General features: G+C 71.9%; 15 protein-coding genes and 2 tRNA genes. 3 read left to right on the top strand and 14 right to left on the bottom strand.

What is annotated here, in order from left to right:
- Positions 1–151 precede the first annotated feature (151 nt).
- Complete coding sequence (locus BXA10_RS28745; protein ID WP_245828615.1) at positions 152–535, top strand: UBP-type zinc finger domain-containing protein; 384 nt, start codon at positions 152–154, stop codon at positions 533–535.
- Between the two features lie 112 nt (positions 536–647).
- Here BXA10_RS28745 and BXA10_RS28750 read toward each other — a convergent pair whose 3' ends face one another.
- The 3 genes from BXA10_RS28750 to BXA10_RS28760 form a co-directional block, all read right to left on the bottom strand.
- Entirely contained in the window at positions 648–1,847 is a 1,200-nt protein-coding gene (locus BXA10_RS28750) for an RtcB family protein (protein WP_076473979.1), read from the bottom strand.
- Positions 1,848–1,881: 34 nt separating this feature from the next.
- A tRNA-Gly gene (locus BXA10_RS28755) sits at positions 1,882–1,955 on the bottom strand.
- A gap of 29 nt (positions 1,956–1,984) precedes the next feature.
- Positions 1,985–2,056, bottom strand: a tRNA-Glu gene (locus tag BXA10_RS28760).
- Positions 2,057–2,390: 334 nt separating this feature from the next.
- Between BXA10_RS28760 and BXA10_RS28765 the strand changes: the two genes are divergently transcribed.
- Positions 2,391–3,185, top strand: a complete 795-nt coding sequence (locus BXA10_RS28765; protein ID WP_076473980.1) for an alpha/beta hydrolase — start codon at positions 2,391–2,393, stop codon at positions 3,183–3,185.
- 101 nt (positions 3,186–3,286) lie between these two features.
- Here BXA10_RS28765 and BXA10_RS28770 read toward each other — a convergent pair whose 3' ends face one another.
- The 7 genes from BXA10_RS28770 to BXA10_RS28800 all read right to left on the bottom strand — a co-directional run bounded on the left by BXA10_RS28770 (position 3,287) and on the right by BXA10_RS28800 (position 11,463).
- Entirely contained in the window at positions 3,287–3,793 is a 507-nt protein-coding gene (locus tag BXA10_RS28770) for a DinB family protein (RefSeq protein ID WP_076473981.1), read from the bottom strand.
- Between the two features lie 97 nt (positions 3,794–3,890).
- On the bottom strand, positions 3,891–4,808 hold the full coding sequence (locus BXA10_RS28775; protein WP_425436134.1) for a M15 family metallopeptidase: 918 nt from the start codon (positions 4,806–4,808) through the stop codon (positions 3,891–3,893).
- 12 nt (positions 4,809–4,820) lie between these two features.
- Entirely contained in the window at positions 4,821–5,819 is a 999-nt protein-coding gene (locus BXA10_RS28780; protein ID WP_076473983.1) for an acetylxylan esterase, read from the bottom strand.
- 4 nt (positions 5,820–5,823) lie between these two features.
- Positions 5,824–8,184 (bottom strand): beta-xylosidase/alpha-l-arabinosidase, encoded by a 2,361-nt coding sequence (locus BXA10_RS28785; RefSeq protein ID WP_281251457.1) that lies wholly within the window; start codon positions 8,182–8,184, stop codon positions 5,824–5,826.
- A 113-nt stretch (positions 8,185–8,297) separates the two neighbouring features.
- Positions 8,298–9,164 carry a carbohydrate ABC transporter permease gene (locus tag BXA10_RS28790; RefSeq protein WP_076473985.1) on the bottom strand — a complete coding sequence of 289 codons (867 nt, stop codon included), beginning with the start codon at positions 9,162–9,164 and terminating at the stop codon, positions 8,298–8,300.
- The gene (locus BXA10_RS28795; protein ID WP_076473986.1) at positions 9,161–10,159 is read right to left on the bottom strand and encodes a carbohydrate ABC transporter permease; all 999 of its coding nucleotides are present in this window, start codon (positions 10,157–10,159) and stop codon (positions 9,161–9,163) included. Before BXA10_RS28795 ends, BXA10_RS28790 begins: the two co-directional genes overlap by 4 nt.
- Positions 10,156–11,463, bottom strand: a complete 1,308-nt coding sequence (locus BXA10_RS28800) for an extracellular solute-binding protein (RefSeq protein WP_076473987.1) — start codon at positions 11,461–11,463, stop codon at positions 10,156–10,158. The genes BXA10_RS28795 and BXA10_RS28800 overlap by 4 nt, the downstream gene beginning before the upstream one ends.
- A gap of 137 nt (positions 11,464–11,600) precedes the next feature.
- Between BXA10_RS28800 and BXA10_RS28805 the strand changes: the two genes are divergently transcribed.
- Positions 11,601–12,638, top strand: a complete 1,038-nt coding sequence (locus BXA10_RS28805; RefSeq protein ID WP_076473988.1) for a LacI family DNA-binding transcriptional regulator — start codon at positions 11,601–11,603, stop codon at positions 12,636–12,638.
- A gap of 22 nt (positions 12,639–12,660) precedes the next feature.
- Here BXA10_RS28805 and BXA10_RS28810 read toward each other — a convergent pair whose 3' ends face one another.
- From BXA10_RS28810 to BXA10_RS28825, 4 genes are all read right to left on the bottom strand, one after another.
- The gene (locus BXA10_RS28810; RefSeq protein ID WP_076473989.1) at positions 12,661–13,539 is read right to left on the bottom strand and encodes an alpha/beta fold hydrolase; all 879 of its coding nucleotides are present in this window, start codon (positions 13,537–13,539) and stop codon (positions 12,661–12,663) included.
- A gap of 118 nt (positions 13,540–13,657) precedes the next feature.
- Positions 13,658–14,389: a peptidylprolyl isomerase gene (locus BXA10_RS28815; RefSeq protein ID WP_084753478.1), complete on the bottom strand. Its 732-nt coding sequence runs from the start codon at positions 14,387–14,389 to the stop codon at positions 13,658–13,660.
- A 273-nt stretch (positions 14,390–14,662) separates the two neighbouring features.
- Positions 14,663–15,925 (bottom strand): D-alanyl-D-alanine carboxypeptidase family protein, encoded by a 1,263-nt coding sequence (locus tag BXA10_RS28820; protein ID WP_076473990.1) that lies wholly within the window; start codon positions 15,923–15,925, stop codon positions 14,663–14,665.
- Between the two features lie 269 nt (positions 15,926–16,194).
- Positions 16,195–16,614: a protein-tyrosine phosphatase family protein gene (locus BXA10_RS28825; RefSeq protein WP_076473991.1), complete on the bottom strand. Its 420-nt coding sequence runs from the start codon at positions 16,612–16,614 to the stop codon at positions 16,195–16,197.
- Positions 16,615–17,525 lie beyond the last annotated feature (911 nt).

The raw sequence follows: 17,525 nt of genomic DNA on the forward strand, positions 1-17,525 counted from the left end.
TTGGGCAACGCCGTCGGCCGGAACACACCGCAAGGGGGCGGGATGGAGGCCGGGGCCACCGGGTGTCACACTGCGAGACCGGCGGCCGGGTGGACACGTACGGTTCAGCATCGACCCGAACACCAGCAGCCGTGGACGGGAGGGAAGCGCCGTGAGTGACCAGTTCGAGCCCGGCTCGGAGCCGGCGGACGTGACGGCGGCAATCGATCCTGCCGCCCTGCCGAGCGGCACGGGCTGCCTGGAATGCGATTCCACCGGCGGATGGTGGTTCCACCTTCGCCGCTGCGCGGCCTGCGGGCACATCGGCTGCTGCGACTCCTCGCCCAGCCAGCACGCGACCGCGCACGCCGCCGCGACCGGCCACCCGATCATCCAGAGCTTCGAGCCCGGCGAGTCCTGGTTCTGGGACTACTCCAACGACCAGTTCTACAAGAGCGGCCCTGCGTTGGCCGAGCCGAGCTCGCACCCCCTCGACCAGCCGGCGCCCGGTCCGCACGGCCGGGTACCCGCCGACTGGCAGACCCGGCTGCACTGACCCGCGCCGGCGGCCGGTCGGCCGAGCATCGGCTATCGAGCCTGGCCCGCCGCCACGACGTCAGCCACGACGAAGCTGGAACGGGTGACGGCCAGTGGCCGCCACCCGCGTCTCAGCCCTTCACACAGACGACCTGCTTGAGGTGCGCGACCACCTCGACCAGGTCCTCCTGCTGCGCCATCACCTCGGTGATGTCCTTGTAGGCGCCGGGGATCTCGTCCACCACCCCGGCGTCCTTGCGGCACTCCACACCCTGCGTCTGCGCCGCGAGGTCGTCGGTGCTGTAGGTGCGCTTCGCCTGCGCCCGCGACATCCGCCGCCCCGCCCCGTGCGAGGCCGAGCAGTACGCGTCCGGGTTCCCCTTCCCGCGCACGATGTACGACCCGGTCCCCATCGAGCCCGGGATGATGCCCAGATCGCCCCGGCCGGCCCGGATCGCACCCTTGCGGGTCACCAGCACGTCCACCCCGCCGTAACTCTCCTCCGCCACGTAGTTGTGGTGGCAGGAGATCGGCTCGTCGTAGCGCACCTGCGGGAACCGGTCCCGCACCACGTTGCAGAGCACCGCCAGCATCACGGCCCGGTTGCGGCGTGCGTACTCCTGCGCCCACCAGAGATCCCGGCGGTACGCGTCCATCTCCGGCGTACCGGCGAGGAAGACCGCGAGGTCCCGGTCGGGCAGGTCGGCGTTGTGCGGCAGCCGGCGGGCGACCCCGATGTGCCGCTCGGCCAGCTCCTTACCGATGTTGCGGGACCCGGAGTGCAGCATCAGCCACACCCGCCCCTCGTCGGCGCCGCCCTGCTCGAGGCAGACCTCGATGAAGTGGTTACCGCCGCCGAGCGTGCCGAGCTGCCGCTGCGCGCGGACCTCCAGCTGCGCCACCCGGCGGTCGAGGTCGGCGAACCGCCGCCAGAAGTCGTCCCAGCCGCCCTGCTCCAGGCCACGTACCCGCCGCGGATCGACGGCCTTCTCTCGCTGTGCGAAGCCGACCGGGATCGCCGCCTCGATCGCCGAACGCAGCCCCGCGAGGTCGTCGGGCAGATCGTCGGCGGTCAACGAGGTACGCACCGCCGACATCCCGCAGCCGATGTCCACGCCGACCGCCGCCGGCGAGACGGCCTGCCGCATCGCGATCACCGAACCGACCGTGGCGCCCTTACCGAAGTGGACGTCCGGCATCACCGCGACGCCCTCCACCCACGGCAGCGTGCCGATGTTGCGCAGCTGCTTCGCCGCCTGCGGCTCGATGCCGTACGGATCCGTCCAGACCCGTACCGGCGCACGGGTGCCGGCCAGCGTGTTGAAACCCATCGTCGTCCCCTCGTCTCGTTCTCGATCGTGTCGGAGCGGCTGGCCGGATTCGAACCGGCGACCTTCACCATGGCGAGGTGACGCGCTGCCAGGCTGCGCTACAACCGCGATACCGTCCGGCGCTGCTCGCCGGCACGTAGGCCGTACGGGATTCGAACCCGTGACCTCCCGGGTGAGAACCGGGTGAGCTTCCGCTGCTCCAACGGCCCGTGCCGGACGGGTGACCCCCCGACCCGCCCGGTGCCGGGGCCACGGACGAAAAAACCGCCCGGACCCCGGCGGGGTGGGCGGCTGCGTGTACGCGGGCGCGTCAGTCGCGCCGCCGCCTCCCCCCATACCGGCCCCCCACGAACCGGCCCCGACCCAGGGATTCCTCGGCTGTGGCCGGCCACGCACCGCCCTGCGGCACTGGCCGCGAGGCTCGGGTATTGGTGCGCTGCGACACGACGTACTCCCTGGGACCGATCGGTTGACCTTGCGGGAACGACGGTAGGCGGACCGCGCGCGGACAGCAAACGGTATTACCGGCTACGGTCGATCACCGTGGCCCTGATGCGTGTCGACTTCTACTCCGAGGTGCTCACCCTCAGCACCTCGATGACCGTGATCCTGCCGCAGCGCACGTCGTCGCAGATCGGCATGTCCGGCGGCGCGACCGCCGGCGATCCCCCAGTGCTCTACCTGCTGCACGGGCTCACCGACGACGACACGATCTGGCTGCGCCGCACCTCCATCGAGCGGTACGTGGCACCGCTCGGACTGGCCGTGGTGATGCCTCAGGTCGCCCGGAGCTTCTACACCGACGAGGCGCACGGCAACCGGTACTGGACCTTCCTCAGCGAGGAACTGCCGCAGCTGTGCCACTCCTTCTTCCGGATCTCGCAACGCCGGGAGGACACGTTCGTCGCCGGTCTGTCGATGGGCGGCTACGGCGCGGTGAAGTGGGCGCTGCGCGACCCGGGGCGGTTCGCGGCGGCGGCGACCCTCTCCGGCGCCCTCGACCTCGCCCACCGGCGGCAGCACCCGACCCATCCGATCAACCCGGAGGTCTGGCACACCGTCTTCGGCGGCCGCACCATCGCCGGTACGGACGACGACACCATCGCACTGCTGGACCGGGTGGGCGAGGAGGACGCGGAACGTCCCGCGCTCTACGTCGCCTGCGGCACCGAGGACTTCCTGTACGAGGACAACCAGCACTTCGTCGCCGCCGCCCGGGAGCGGGGTGTGCCGCTCACCGTCGACTTCTCCCCGGGCGACCACGACTGGGGCTACTGGGACACGAAGATCCAGGACGTGCTCGCCTGGCTGCCCCTGCCGGGAGCCAGCAGGGCTTGAGGCGTCCCGGCACTCACCCCGCGGTCGCCACCGCGCCGCGGCACGGCGGCCGCACCGCCGTCGCGTCCCTGCCCGGCGGGGCGGCGCGGGCCGCCGACCGGTCAGGCGCCGACGGTGCCGTCGATCGCCTCGCGCAGCAGGTCGGCGTGCCCGTTGTGGCGCGCGTACTCGTGGATGAGGTGCAGCATCACCAGCCGCAGCGACACGTCCTCGCCCCAGCGGGCGTTGTGGGCGGTGACGTCCAGCGACTCCGCCGCCCGCTCGATCCGCCGGGAGTGCTCGACCTCCCGCTGCCAGGCGGCGAACGCCTCCGCCCGGGTCGACGAGCCGGCGTCGTACGCCACCTGGTAGTCGCCGCTGTCCGACCAGACCAGCGGGATGTCCTCGGCGTTGACGACCTTCCGGAACCAGGTCCGCTCGACCTCGGCCATGTGCCGGACCAGCCCGAGCAGGGAGAGCGTCGAGGGCGGCGACGACTGCCGCCGCAACTCCTCGTCGCTGAGCCCGTCGCACTTCATGGCCAGCGTCGCCCGGTGGTAGTCGAGGAACGCCCGCAGCGTCTCCCGCTCCCCACCGGTCAACGGCGGCCCGATCCGCTCCGTCGTCACTGTCCGCTCCCCCCTCCGTGACGCCCCCGCCGGCACGAGCCGCGGGCCGCGCCGGTACGCGTCGGGAAGGATCATGCCCGAGCCGCTGGCGGGCCGCTCACCCGACCGACGAACGGGCCACCGGGGCGTCGAAGAAGGTGTCCGGGTACGGCTCGTCCGCGAAGCTGTAGTGCCACCACTCACCGGGGTAGTTGACGAACCCGGCGTCGCTCATCAGCCGTTCGAGCAGCATCCGGTTCGCGCGAGCCGTACCGCTGATGCCCGGTGCGGCCGTCCGCGCCAGCGGGTCGAAACAGTCGAAGCCGGTACCCATGTCGATGCTGTTGTCCGGGAAACGTTGGGCATGCGGTGCGGTGCAGGACACCAGCGGCTGGCCGGGCATGAACGGCGGCTGGTCGGCGGGTGGCTCGGGAACCAGCGTCAGGTCCATCGTGCTGCCCCGGCTGTGCGCGGTGGGCGCCCCGATGTACCCCTCCGCGAACAGCCGGGACTTGTCCACGTGCGGGTAGAACTCGGCCTTGCTCTGCTGCTCGCCGGGGCGCTTGGACCATGCGACGAAGTCGTTCACGGCCGGCACCGGGCGGTAGCAGTCGTACACCTTGAGGCTGTGCCCACCCGCCAGGGCGGCGTCCTGCACCCGGCGCAGCGCCTCCGCTGCCCGCCGGGTCAGCAGGCAGAGCGGCTCCCGGTAGCCGGTGATGGGCCGTCCGACGAAGTTGTGCGGGCTGGCGTACCGGATGTCGGTGCGGATACGCGGATCGACGTCGCCGAGCACCACGAAGCCGGGCAGCCGCGGCCGGCCGGTGGCGGACACGGCCGGCGAGACGCTGCTCGGGTGCGGGCTGGTCGGCGAGGGCTGCGGAGCCGGGGGCGTCGGCGCGGGCCGCGGCTCCGACCGGGTACAACCGGCGAGCAGCACGCTGGCCGTGAGCAGCGCGGCGGTGACCCGGGCCCGGCGCCGGCGCGAACGGTGCCGGCTCGTCGCCCCGCACCACACCGCCCCCGACCTGCGCACCCGTCCTGTCTATCAGCCTCCGCCCGCCCCCGGTGCGAGGTCGGTGTCGTCGGCCAGGTGCTTTCCGAGGAACCGCAACGCCGCCTCGTCGTCCTCGATGCCACCCGCCTCGTGGCCGTTGTAGCGCCACAGCGACAACTCGGTCGGCCCGGCGTGCGCGTTGACGGCGGCGAACACCGTCGACGGCGGCACGATGTCGTCCATCAACGCCACCGAGTACCGCGCCGGGAGGTGGCAGCGTCGGGCGAAGTTCACCCCGTCGACGTACGCCAGCGTGTTCAGCACCCGCTCCTCGGCGTCCCGGTGGACGGCCAGGTAGTCACGCACCTCCCGGTACGGGCGGGCGTCGGTGACCACGATGCCGCGCGGGATGTCGCAGAGGAACGGCACCGCGGCGACGACCGCCCGCAGATCGGGCACGAGCGCGCCGACCGCGAGCGCCAGGCCACCGCCCTGGCTGTGCCCGAGCACCGCGACCCGCTCCGGGTCGACCGCCGGCAGGGTCCGGGCGGCGTCGACCGCCCGGACCGCGTCGGTGATCAGACGCCGGTAGTAGTACGTGTGCGGGTCGGTGACGCCCCGGGTCATCACCCCGGGCGCCTCCGGGCCCGCCGCGGCGGGGTCGGGAGTGTCCCCCCGGCTCCACCCCGAGCCCTGCCCGCGGGTGTCCATCTGCAGGTGCGCGTACCCGGCCGCGGCCCAGAGCAGGTTCTCCAGCGGGTGGCCCCGCCCGCCGCCGTAGCCGGCGTACTGCACGACGGTCGGCCGGGCCGCCCCGGCGCCGCTGGGCACCCGCAGCCAGGCCCGGACGGGCTGGCCGGCGAACCCGGGAAGCGTCACGTCGTACACGTCGATGCCGGCCAGGTCGGTCGCCGCTCGCTCGACCCGGACGGTGGAGCCCGCCGACCGGGCCTCGGCCAGCGTGTCCGCCCAGAACCGGTCGAAGTCCTCCGGGTTGCGCACACCGCTGCGGTAGGCACGCAACTGCTCCTCGGGCAGGTCGGTGTACACCCGGTCAGCCCTCGACCGGCGTGACCGTGAAACGCGGATGCATCCGCCTGGTGTGGTCGACGTACCGGGCCGGCCCGCGCAGCTCGACCGGCGCCACCAGCCGCGTGTCGGTGCTCGACGCCGCCAGCCGCAGCTCCAGCCCGCCCGGCTCGACCACCCGCCGCCCGTCCCGTCCGGTGAACGAGAACAGGTCGGCCGGCACGGTCACCGCGATCCGGCAGGAGGCGCCCGGTTCGAGGGACACCCGCTGGTAGCCGATCAGCCGCTGCACCGGCTGCACCACCGACGCGACCGGGTCGTGCGCGTACACCTGCACCACCTCGCTGCCCCACCGGTCGCCGGCGTTGCGCAGCGTGAAGCTGAGCGCCAACTCGCCGTCGGTCTGGGCCACCTTGCGGTCGACCACCAACTGCGACCAGTCGAACCGGGTGTAGCTGAGTCCGTGCCCGAACCCGTAGGCCGGGGTCGGGTCGAGGTTAGAGACGTCGTTGACCTGCCCGAGCCGGGCGGTGAGGTACGGGCCGGGCTGCGCGTACGGCCGGCGGGGCACACTGATCGGCAGCCGCCCCCGCGGTTCGACCCGGCCGCTGAGCACCCCGGCGATCGCCGGCGTCCCCTCCTCACCGGGGAAGAAGGACTGCACGATGGCGGCGGCCTCGTCGACCGCGCGCCCGAGCGCGTACGGCCGGCCGGCGATCATCGTGACGACCACCGGCGTCCCGGTGTCGAGCAGCGCGTCGAGCAGTTGCCCCTGTACGCCGGGCAGGGCCAGCGACTCGGCGTCGCAGCCCTCGCCGCTGGTGCCGCGGCCGAACAGCCCGGCCCGGTCGCCGAGGGCGGCGATCACCAGGTCCGCGTCACGGGCGGCGCGGACGGCCGCCGCGATCCCGTCGGGCTCGGGGCCGTCGATGCTCACCCCGGTCTCGACCATGACGGTGCTGGACGGGAACTCGGCGCGTACCGCCTGTGCCAGGGTCGGCAGCTCGATCCCGACCGGCACCTCCGGGTGGCGGGGACCGACGTGCAGCGGGAAGGAGTAGCAGCCGAGCACCGCGGTGGAGTTCTCCGCCTGTGGCCCGATCACCGCGATCCGCGCGGGAGCGGCCAGCGGCAGGATGCCTTCGTTTCGCAGCAGCACCACGGCTTCCTCGGCCACCTGGCGGGCCAGCGCCCGGTTGGCCGGTGAGTCCAGGTCGACGCGGCCACGCAACGTCTCCGGGTCGCCGAGGTCGACACCGTCGAGCGCCGGGGGCACCGGAGACCACCCGGCGTCCAGGAGCCCGAGCTGGCCCTTCTGCAACAGCACCCGGCGCACCGCCCGGTCGATCAGCGACTCCGGCACGTCGCCGGCGGCGAGCGCCGCGTGCAACGGCTCGCCGAACGTCTTGACCGTGGGCAGCTCGACGTCCACTCCGGCGGCGAGTGCCGCACCGGCGGCCTCGCCCCAGCTGCCGGCCACCCCGTGCAGGGCGTGCAGGAACGCGATGCCGAAGTAGTCGGCGACCACCGTGCCGGTGAAGCCCCAGGTGTCCCGGAGCAGGCCGGTGAGCAGCCGCTCGTCGGCGGCAGACGGTATCCCGTCGGTGTCGGTGTAGGCGTGCATCACCGAGCGGACGTCGCTCTCCCGGACCGCCATCTCGAACGGCAGCAGCATCACGTCGGCGCGCTCACGCGGACCCATGCCGACCGGCGCGTGGTTACGTGCGGCCCGGGAGGCCGAGTAGCCCGCGAAGTGCTTGAGGGTGGCGACCACCCCCGCGGACTCCAGCCCCTGGACGTACGCGGTGGCGACCGTCCCGACCAGGTAGGGGTCTTCGCCGACGGTCTCCTCGACCCGTCCCCACCGGGCGTCGCGGACCACGTCGAGCACCGGCGCGAGCCCCTGGTGCACGCCGACGCGGCGCAGGTCGGCGCCGATGGCGGCGGCCATCCGCCGGATCAGCTCCGGGTCGAAGGTGGCTCCCCAGGACAGCGGCACCGGATAGGCGGTGGCGCCCCAGGTGGCGAAGCCGGCCAGGCACTCCTCGTGCGCCAGGGCCGGGATGCCGAACCGGTTCGCCTCGACGATGCGCTGCTGGGTGCGCAGCAGCGAGAGCGCGCCGAGCGCCGGGTCCACCGGCGCGGTGCCGAACGGTCGGGTCAGCTGACCGAGGCCGGTGGGCAGCAGGGCGTCGAGGTCGACCAGTTCCTCCATCTCGTGCTGGAACGGCGCGACCTCGCCGCCGTCGGCCGAGGCGCCGACCCAGACGCCGTACAGCTGAGCGATCTTCTCCGGAAGGGTCATCGCGGCGACCAGGGCGTCGACGCGGGTGGCCAGGTCGTACGAGGGGTCGTTCCAGATGGCGGTGCCTGGTTCGATGTCCACTGTCACTTGTCGGTCACTTTCCTCCGACGCCCATCAGCCCGGGCAGCGCCCGGTGGGCGTACAGGTTGACGGTTGTGCTGTGTCTTCTCCGCTGCGGCTCCCAGGGCTGCTGCTCAGCCCTTGACCGCACCTTGCAGGCCGCCGACGATCTGCTTCTCGGCGAAGGTGAAGAAGAGAAGTGCCGGCAACATCGCCAGCGACGTGAAGGCGAGGATCCCGGCGGTGTCGGAGGTGTACTGGCTCGAGAAGTTCTGCACGCCCAGCGGCAGGGTGTGCAGGTCGGCATCGCCGAGGACGAGCAGTGGCAGGAGGAACGCGTTCCAGCTGGCCACGAACGCGAGGACCCCGACGGTGACAAGCGCCGGCCGCGACAGCGGCAGCATGATGCGCCAGAGGAAGCCGAGCCGGCCGGCGCCGTCGATGGCGGCGGCGTCCTCCAGTTCGCGGGGGACGGCGGAGAGGAAGGGGCGCAGGATGACGATCGTGAGGGGCAGGGAGAAGGCGATCTGCGGGAGGATCACCGCGTAGTAGGAGTTGATGAGGGTCAGGTCGCGCAGCATCAGGTACAGCGGCAGGATCGCCGCGCCTGAGGGAAAGAGCAGGCCGAGGGTGAAGAAGGTGTAGAGGCCCTCACGCCCGCGGAAGGTGTAACGGGCCAGCACGAACGCCGCGCAGACGCCGAGCACCACGACACCGGCCGTCGTACCCAGAGCGATCACCGCGCTGTTGAACGCCTGTTTCCAGAAGTCGCTCTGCGTGAGCACTCTGACGTAGTTGTCCCAGACCCATGGGTCGGGCAGGCCGGCCGGGTCCGCGATGATCTGCGGGGTGGTGCGGAAGCCACCGACGATCACGTAGATCACCGGGGCGATCGACACGGCCGCGACCGCGAGAGCCAGCGCGTAGGTGAGCGGGGTGCTCCACGCCAGCGGGCGTCGGGTCACGGCCGGGGGCGGGACGGATTCAGCGGCCACTGTCAGTTCACCCTTCCGGTGACGGCGCCATCGATGTCACGGCGGAGCAGGAAACGCTGGAACAGCAGCGCCGCGACGAAGGAGATGACGAACAGGATCACGGCGACCGCGTTGCCGTAGCCCCACAACCGGGCGAAGAAGCCGTTGTCCACCATGTACGTGGCCATGGTGGCCGAGGCGCCGAGCGACCGCACCGCGGGCACCGAGGTCACCCAGATGACCTCGAAGGCCTGCAGGGAACCGATCATCGAGAGGAACATCCAGATCCGGATCGTCGGCCCCAGCAGCGGGAGCATGACGTGACGCTGGGTCTGCCACCAGCTCGCGCCGTCGATCGCGGCGGCCTCGGTCAGCTCCGGCGGTACGTTCGACAGGCCGGCGAGCAGCAGGATGATGGCGAAGCCGACGTACTTCCAGGTGAGCACGAACAGCATCGTCCAGATGACGATGTCGAGGTCGGCGAGCCACGCCCGAACCAGGCTGCCAAGCCCCAGCGACCGCATCAGCGCGTCGACCGTGCCGTTGTCGGTCAGCAGCAGCTTCCACATGATGCCGGCGGTGACTTCGGCGAGCACGTAGGGTACGAACACGATCAGGCGGAACACGGCGCGGCCACGGAACCGTCGGTTCAGCAGCAGGGCCACGGCCAGCGCGATGGGCCCCTGGACGACCAGCGATCCGACCACGATGATGGCGTTGTTGCGCAGCGCGTCGAGGAAGATCGGGTCCTGGAAGGCGAGCACGTAGTTGTCGAATCCGACGTAGTCGGTCGGCGGTCCGATCCCACGCCAGCGGAACAGGCTGTAGTAGACCGCGAATCCCATCGGGACCAGCACGAACATCACGTAGACGATGACCGCGGGCAGGGTGAGCCCGACGATCTCGTACCACTTACGCCGGGTCTGCGCGGCGCGGACGGACGAGCGCCGGGAAGGCCGTAGCCCCGCCGACGGCGCGTCCGCACCGCCGGCGGGGCTCAGGATCGGGTTGGTGGAGGTCACTTCTTCGCGGCCGCCTTCATCGCGTCGACGACCTGCTCAGGGGTTCCCTTGCCGGCGAAGATCGCGACCACGGCGTTGTTCATCGCGGTGCCGACGGTGCTGCCGAAGGCCGTGTCCAGCCAGAGCTGCACGTAGGAGGCGCCAGAGGTGGCATCCAGGACGGACTTCAAGGCGGGATCCTTGACGGTGTCTCCGGCGGCCTTGCGGGCGGGCAGACCGGTGCCGGTCTCGGCGTACCCCGTCTGCACCTCGGGGCTCACGAGGTACTTGAGGAACTCGACGCACTCGGCCGGGGCGTTCTTGGCGCAGGCGAATCCGTCGCCGCCGCCGAGAGCCGCCTTCGGGTCGCCGGCGGAACCGGAGATCGCCGGTACGGGGAACCAGCCGATGAACTTGCCGAGCGCCTCCCGGTCCTCGGCGACGGTGTCCAGGGTCCCCCGGTTCCATTCGCCCATGAGTTCCATCGCGGCCTTGCCGTTGGCCAGCAGGCCGTTGGCGCTGGTCGGGTCGTTCTGCCCCGGGGTGGCGATGAAGTTCGGCTGGAACGGGTTGGTGGCGATGAAGGTCTGGAGATCCTGACCCGCCTTGACGAAGCAGGGGTCGTCGAAGACGCGTTCGGTGGACGCCTTCTTGAGCGTGTCGACCGAGCAGGCGCGCAACGCGAAGTTGTACCACCAGTGCGCGGCGGGCCACTTGTCACCGGCGCCCAGCGCGATCGGGATGACGTTGATGGCCTTCAGCTTGGTGACCGCGTCGTTGAGCTCGTCGAAGGTGGCCGGCGGTGCCGCGATGCCCGCCTTCGCGAACATGTCCTTGTTGTACCAGACACCCTCGACGCCCATCCGGTACGGCAGCCCGTACTGCTTGCCGTCGACCTGCCAGATCTCAGCGACGCTACCGATGTCGGCGGCCTCCGTCTTGACCTGCTCGGTGATGTCCTTCAGGTAGTCGGCCTCCACCTGCTCCCGCATCTCACCGCCACCCCAGGCCTGGAAGATGTCCGGCGGGTCGTTGCTCAGCAGTGCGGCAGGCAGTCGGGTGCGCTGGAGCTGGTTGGTCTCGATCGACTCGATCTGGATCGTGACGGTCGGGTGGAGCGCGTTGAAGTCCTTGGCGACCTTCTCCCAGTAGGTCTTCAGCGGCCCGTCCTGCGAGGCATTGTGCCACCAGGTCAGAGTCACCGGGTTCTTGTAGAGCTCGCTCTCGGCGGGGGCTTCGCTGTCGCCGCCGTTACACCCGGCGACGAGCAGTGCGGTGGTAAGGAACAGCGCCAGGCCGGCGGCCGCGCGGTGCTTCATCGCCATCGACACGTCTCCTCGACTAGCAGTGGCGGGAATCAGTGCGGCGAGTTTTACAGCCCCGTAACGGAGTGTCAACCGTTGTCGATAACGGTTTCGAAACCCTGACGAGGAACTCCGGGCGGCCCTCTATCATCGTCGGCGTGACCTTCCCGGAGCGTGTCAAAATGTCGGACGTGGCCCGTACGGCCGGCGTCTCGGTGGCTACCGTGTCGAAGGTCGTCAACAATCGGTACGGCGTGGCACAGGCGACCGTGGAGCGCGTACGGCAGGTCATCCACCAGCTCGGCTACGAGGCCAGCCTCGGGGCGCAGAGCCTGCGCAGTCACCGCACGAACGTCCTGGGCATCCTGGTCGCCGAGTTCGAACCGTTCTCGACCGAGCTGCTCAAGGGGGCCTCCAAGGAGGTCACCGGCACCGGCTACCAGCTGCTGGCCTACTCCGGCGGCGACGGCGACGGCACGGCCATCGGCTGGGAACGACGCTCCCTGGCCCGCCTGTCCGGGACGCTCATCGACGGGGCCGTGATCGTCACACCGACCGTGGTCGAAACCAAACAGGGCTTCCACGTGGTGGCCGTCGACCCGCACACCGGCCCCTCCGGCCTGCCCACCGTCGACTCCGACAACTTCGCCGGCGCCGTACTCGCGACCAACTACCTGCTGTCGCTCGGTCACCGCCGCATCGCGCACATCAGCGGACGCCCCGACCTGGAGTCGGCCCGCCTGCGCGAGGCGGGCTTCCGCAGGGCCATGGCCGACGCCGGCGTGCCGGTGGACGAGGAACTCGTCCGCGTCGGCGGTTTCCGGATCGAGAGCGCCGCCGCCACGGCCGGGGAACTGCTCGCGCTCCCGGACCGGCCGACCGCCGTCTTCGCGGGAAACGACCTCTCCGCCATCTCCACGGTGGACGTGGCGCGGAACGCCGGCCTCAGCGTGCCCGACGACCTGTCCGTCATGGGCTTCGACAACATCCCGGAATCGGCGCTGGTCAACCCGCCGCTGACCACCATCGCGCAGCCCCTGCAGCGGATGGGCGCCGAGGCGCTGCGGCTGCTCATCGACCTGATCGGCGGCGTCGAACGCGACCCGCACGTCCGGCTGCCCACCGAGCTGGTCGTCCGCGCGTCCTGCGCTCCAGCGCCCTCGTTCCCACGACCGGTCCGGCCGTTCTCGCCCTAGGTGGCGCGGGCAGGTCCCCGGCTCAGCCCGGCGGATGCGCGCGGTTCAGGAAGTCCCGAGCCAGGGCCACGACCTCGTCGAGATTCGTCTCCAGCGCCCAGTGCCCACCGTCGAGCAGGTGCAGCTCGGCGTCGGGCAGGTCCCGCAGGTACGCCCGCGCCGCGCCCGCCGGCATGTAACCGTCGTGCGGTCCCCAGACGATCAGGGTGGGCGGGCGGTGCTCCCGCAGGTACGCCTGGATACGCGGAAAGTCGGCGAGCGTGGTGGCCTGGTCGGTGAAGAGCCCGACGATGATCTCCGGACGTGGGGGCGTACGCAGCTGCGCCCAGGCGAGTGTCCACAGGTCGGGGCTGACTCGCTCGACCAGCCGCTCGGGCAGCTCCCCGACGAACTCGTCGCGGAACCCCTCCTCGCTGACGTTGCCGGCCAGCTCCGCTCGTCCCTGCGGCGTCGGGTTCGCCCAGTACCGCCGCAGCGGCGCGTACTTCGGGCCGAACTCGTCGAGGTAGACGTCCCCGTTCTGCACGATCAGCGCGGCCACCCGCTCCGGCGCCGACATGGCGAGCCGGAAGCCGTGCTGCGAGCCGTAGTCGTGCAGGTAGATCGCGTACCGGCGCAGGTTCAGGGTGTCCACGAAGCGGTGCAGGAAGCGGCCGTATCCGGCGAAGGTGTAGTCGAAGTCCGCCGGGTCGGGCGTCGCGCTGTAGCCGAAACCTGGCAGGTCCGGCGCGACCAGCCGCCACCGATCGCCGAGAGCGGCCATCAGGTTGCGGAACTGGAACGACGAGCAGGGGTAGCCGTGCGGCAGCAGGACGACAGGAGCCTGCGGCGGCCCGGCGTCCCGGTAGAACACCTCGACGCCGTCCACGAGGACCCGCCGATGCCCGACGTACGCCGCCATCCCCCACCCCCTCGCCAACGGCAAGGGTGATCCCCGCTCAGGCGCGGGTCATGCCGGGCGACGCACCGGTGGGGGACCTCTGCCCTGTCGCGCCGAACTCCCCCACCTGCGCGAGTTCTCAGTGGTGCTGCCGGACGGCCTTGCGGATCTCCACTGGCAGTGCCGGCGCGCCGTCGACCGGAGCCGGGTCCTCCCCGGTCGGGGCGATCCCCCCGGCCGCGATGCGGTCGAGCGTGGCGAGCCCCGCCGCATCCACCGAGCCGAAGACCGTGTAGTTGGGTTGCAGCGCCGAGTCGGCGTACACCAGGAAGAACTGGCTGCCGTTGGTGTCCGGGCCGGCGTTGGCCATGGCGAGCGTGCCCCGGGCGTAGACCCGCCGCTCACCCGTCGGATCGGTCGGCGCGGGAGGCAGATCGGTCGGCAGCTCGTCGCGGTAGCGGTAACCGGGCCCGCCCGAACCGGTGCCTGAGGGGTCGCCGCACTGCAGGACGCTCAGCGTCGGGTACGCGGTCAGGCGGTGGCACGGCGTCCGGTCGTAGAAGCGGTGCCGGGTGAGGTGCAGGAAGCTCTGCACCGTGCAGGGTGCCGCCGCCCGGTCCAGAGTCAGCCCGATCGGCCCGTGGTTGGTGCGGAGCGTGACCCGCACCTGGCCCTTGTCCGGCGTACGGCGGGGGTCGGGCGGCAGCGGGACCGGCCGGACGGCCGGGTCGTCAGGCGTCGCCGTGTAGCCGCACGGCCCCGGCGTCGTACGCGGACCCGCGGGCGCGGCGACCGCAGCGGTGACCCCGGTTGCTGTCGTACGCGGACCGCCGGGCACGGCGACCGCAGCGGTGACGCCGGCAGCGACCATCGCGCCGGCGAGCAGGGCCGTACCGGCGAGCCGGGGCAGCGTACGCCGCGCCTGGCGCGGGACGGGGACGGGCAGCGGTCGAGGTTCACGCGACACGGGCATCCTCCTGGACTCGTGGTGCCGGAGCGACCGGAGTCTATGGATATCCGTCGGCGGTTGTCGATCCGCGATGCTGCCCCGGCGAGTCGTCCGGTCCGTTCAGGAGCCGCGCGCCGCACCGGGCGAGCCCGCCGCGCAGCCCCGCTCAGGAGGCGTTCCGGCGCGCAGCCCCGCTCAGGAAGCGTTCCGGCGCGCCACGCGGCGGCGCCACGACAGGCCGGTCAGCAGAATGACGGTCGCCGCGGCGACGAGCACCCCAACCGACCACGACTTCGACCTCCCGCTGCCGGCCGGGCCGCTCGCGGCGGCCGGCCGTGCCTCCGCGGCGCCCGCGGGTGGGATCGGGTCCGGCGTGGGCGTCGCCGACAGCTCCCCCGGCCCGACCAGCCGGCCCACCGTGGCCGTCCGGGGCAGCGAGAAGCCCCAGTCCAACAGTGCCGCGCCCTGCTCCCAGCCGCGTCTCGGTCGGGGCTCGGCGCCGAGCAGTGTCGCAACCAGGCGACGGCCGTCGCGTTCGGCCGCGCCCACATACGTGTGCCGGGCCAGATCCGTGAAGCCGGTCTTGCCGCCCAGCGCCCCGGGATAGTTGTAGATGAGCTGGTTCTCGTTCTGGATCTGGAATCCCTTTGTCCGCTGCGCCGGCTGAGCGGGGATCCGGGCGACCTCGGTCAGCGCGTACCGCCGGAAGGTCGGGTCGGCGAAGCAGGCCCGGGCGATCAGCGCCAGGTCGTAGGCACTGGTGAACTGCCCTCGCCCGTCCAGTCCGGAGGGGGTGACCGCGTGGGTCTGGAGCGCGCCGAGGCGATGCGCGTACGCGTTCATCTCTCGTACCCCACCGGCCGCGCCGTCGACGCCGCCGCCGAGCCGCGCCAGCACGTTGGCCGCCTCGTTGCCGGAGTTCAGCAGCAGCCCGAGCCAGACCGTCTCGACGGTGTACCGGCCACCCTCGACGAGGCCGACCGCGGAGGAACCGGGCTCGATGTCCATGTCCTCGTCGGTGACCGTGACGACCTGCTTCGGGTCCAGCCGGGGCAGCATCGTTGCGGCGAGAAGCAGCTTCTGCACGCTCGCCGGGGTGCCGTACTCGTGCGGGCCGCAGCCGCCCAGCACCTGACCGGTGTCCAGGTCGGCGACGAGCCACGAGATGGCGGTTGTCTTTGGCGGCGCGGGGGCCCCGGGCGGTACGACCAGGCCCGCGGTGGCCAGCGCCGCACCTCCGACAGCGCGGTCCCGCGCGACCCCCGGCGGCGGGGATGGACGCGTGGGCCGGGAGACTGCCGGTGCCGCCGCCCGCGGGCACGGCACGGACGGTGTCGCGCCCGCCTGAGCGGCACGCCCGGAGCGGGCGGCGGCGGGCGGTGCCGCCGGGGCAGGGACAGCGACGCCGACGGTGAGCAGGGCGGCGGTCGCCATGGTGGCCAGCAGCCGATCTCTCATGTCAGCACCCTAATCCGGAGAACGGGCAAACCAGGGCTGGACCGGCACCTGCCTTCCCGCTGCGGGAGATCGAAGATGGACGGCGGTCGCCCGCTCAGGGCGCGCCTCTCCCTCGTCGTGCCGGCTGCCGGTGCCGCGGTGACTGCGCCGGACGTGACAGGCCGCGAGCCTCCCGACCCGGCCACCCACAGTGGCCTGCTCGACCCGATCCGGTCGGCGCTCGCCAAGGCCGGTTGCGGTGAACTGTCCGGCGTCCCCGTACGGCGCTGTCACACGAGGTGGCGCAGCCACCGTCGCTGCCAGGGCGTCTCCACTGCCCGGGGCCGGTAGTTGGCGCGCACCCAGTCGACCACCTGCCCGGCGGGCATACCGTCGAGCACTGCGAGCGCAGCCAGGGCAGTGCCGGTACGGCCCTGGCCGCCACGGCAGGCGACCTCCACACGCTCGCCGCGATGCGCGCGCCGCAGGGCCTCACCCAGGGCATCCAACGCGTCGGCGCGGTCCACTGGGATCCAGAAGTCCGGCCATCGGATCCGCCGGTGCGGCCACGGCGGCGTCGGACCCGGGGCCAGCAGCAGCGCAAAGTCCGCTGGGGACGCCGCGTCGGCGATTCGCCGCCCGCGTACGACCGCACCGCTGGGCAGTACGACTACGCCGGGCTGCTCCGCCCAGGACGACTCGACGCTCATCCCGCCATTCTGGCGTATCCGCATCGAAGCATCACCGGCAACGACAGCGCCGCCCCCGACCAGACGATCGGGGGCGGCGCTTGGAGTGCCGGTGTGCAGGTCGCCTCGCGGCGAGTGGCGCAACGCGGCTCCAGCCGAACGGTATTCCGCGAAGGCATTTATTAGGTGAGGCCCGGGGACACTGGTCACACCGACACCCCACACAACGTACCCGCGCCCGCGCTTCTTCCCACCTCCCGGAGCCATTTCGTCCCCGGCGGTAGGGCGAACCTTGGGCAGTTGACGAGCGATAACTGTCCAAGATTCGTTGTCTGCACCGGCTCCTCCCCTACGCCCAGCGCCCGGTAGCGCCCGTCCCGCTTGTTCGGACCGCTCCCGTTTGCGGTGGATACGCCCGCTGCCCGGGCCCGGCTCGTGCCAGGTGCAGATCCGCCGCTGGCCGGCTTGGCGCGCGGACCGGCGCGGCTGCCACCGGCCGACTGGCTCGCCCGCGTGTGGCTGCGCCGCCGCCTGACTCGGCCCGTGTTTGGATGCGCCGCTGCCCGGCTCGGCTCGGGCTGCGGGTGGGTGCGCCGCTGGTCCGGCTCGGGCTGTGGGTGGATGCGCCGTTGTCTGGCTCGGTCCCGGGACTGGCCGCTCCGGGGGCGCCCGGCTCGGCTCCGAGGGTTGGCCGGGTATGCCGTTGGCCGGCACCCGGGTTCGGGTGCCGGCCAGCGGTCATGTCATTGCTGTGTGGTTTGTCAGCTGTTCCAGTAGTGGGCGACGAGGTCGGCGGCCTGCTGTTCCCACTGGGCGTAGGCGTCCGGGTAGGCCGAGACCTGCACGGTCTGGGCGGCCTGGGTCAGCGGCATGTCGTGCCAGCCGTCGACCTGCTTCAAACCCTTCAGGAACGCGGTGGTGGCGTACTGCGG

Origin of the sequence: Micromonospora avicenniae, assembly GCF_900156065.1 — a bacterium.
In the GTDB taxonomy this organism is placed as follows: Bacteria; Actinomycetota; Actinomycetes; order Mycobacteriales; family Micromonosporaceae; genus Micromonospora; species Micromonospora avicenniae.

Coding starts and splice junctions, on each gene's coding strand:
- BXA10_RS28750 (WP_076473979.1), bottom strand. CDS start 1,847: ATGGGTTTCAACACGCTGGCCGGCACCCGTGCGCCGGTACGGGTCTGG.
- BXA10_RS28800 (WP_076473987.1), bottom strand. CDS start 11,463: ATGGCGATGAAGCACCGCGCGGCCGCCGGCCTGGCGCTGTTCCTTACC.
- BXA10_RS28810 (WP_076473989.1), bottom strand. CDS start 13,539: ATGGCGGCGTACGTCGGGCATCGGCGGGTCCTCGTGGACGGCGTCGAG.
- BXA10_RS28815 (WP_084753478.1), bottom strand. CDS start 14,389: ATGGTCGCTGCCGGCGTCACCGCTGCGGTCGCCGTGCCCGGCGGTCCG.
- BXA10_RS28820 (WP_076473990.1), bottom strand. CDS start 15,925: ATGAGAGATCGGCTGCTGGCCACCATGGCGACCGCCGCCCTGCTCACC.
- BXA10_RS28825 (WP_076473991.1), bottom strand. CDS start 16,614: ATGAGCGTCGAGTCGTCCTGGGCGGAGCAGCCCGGCGTAGTCGTACTG.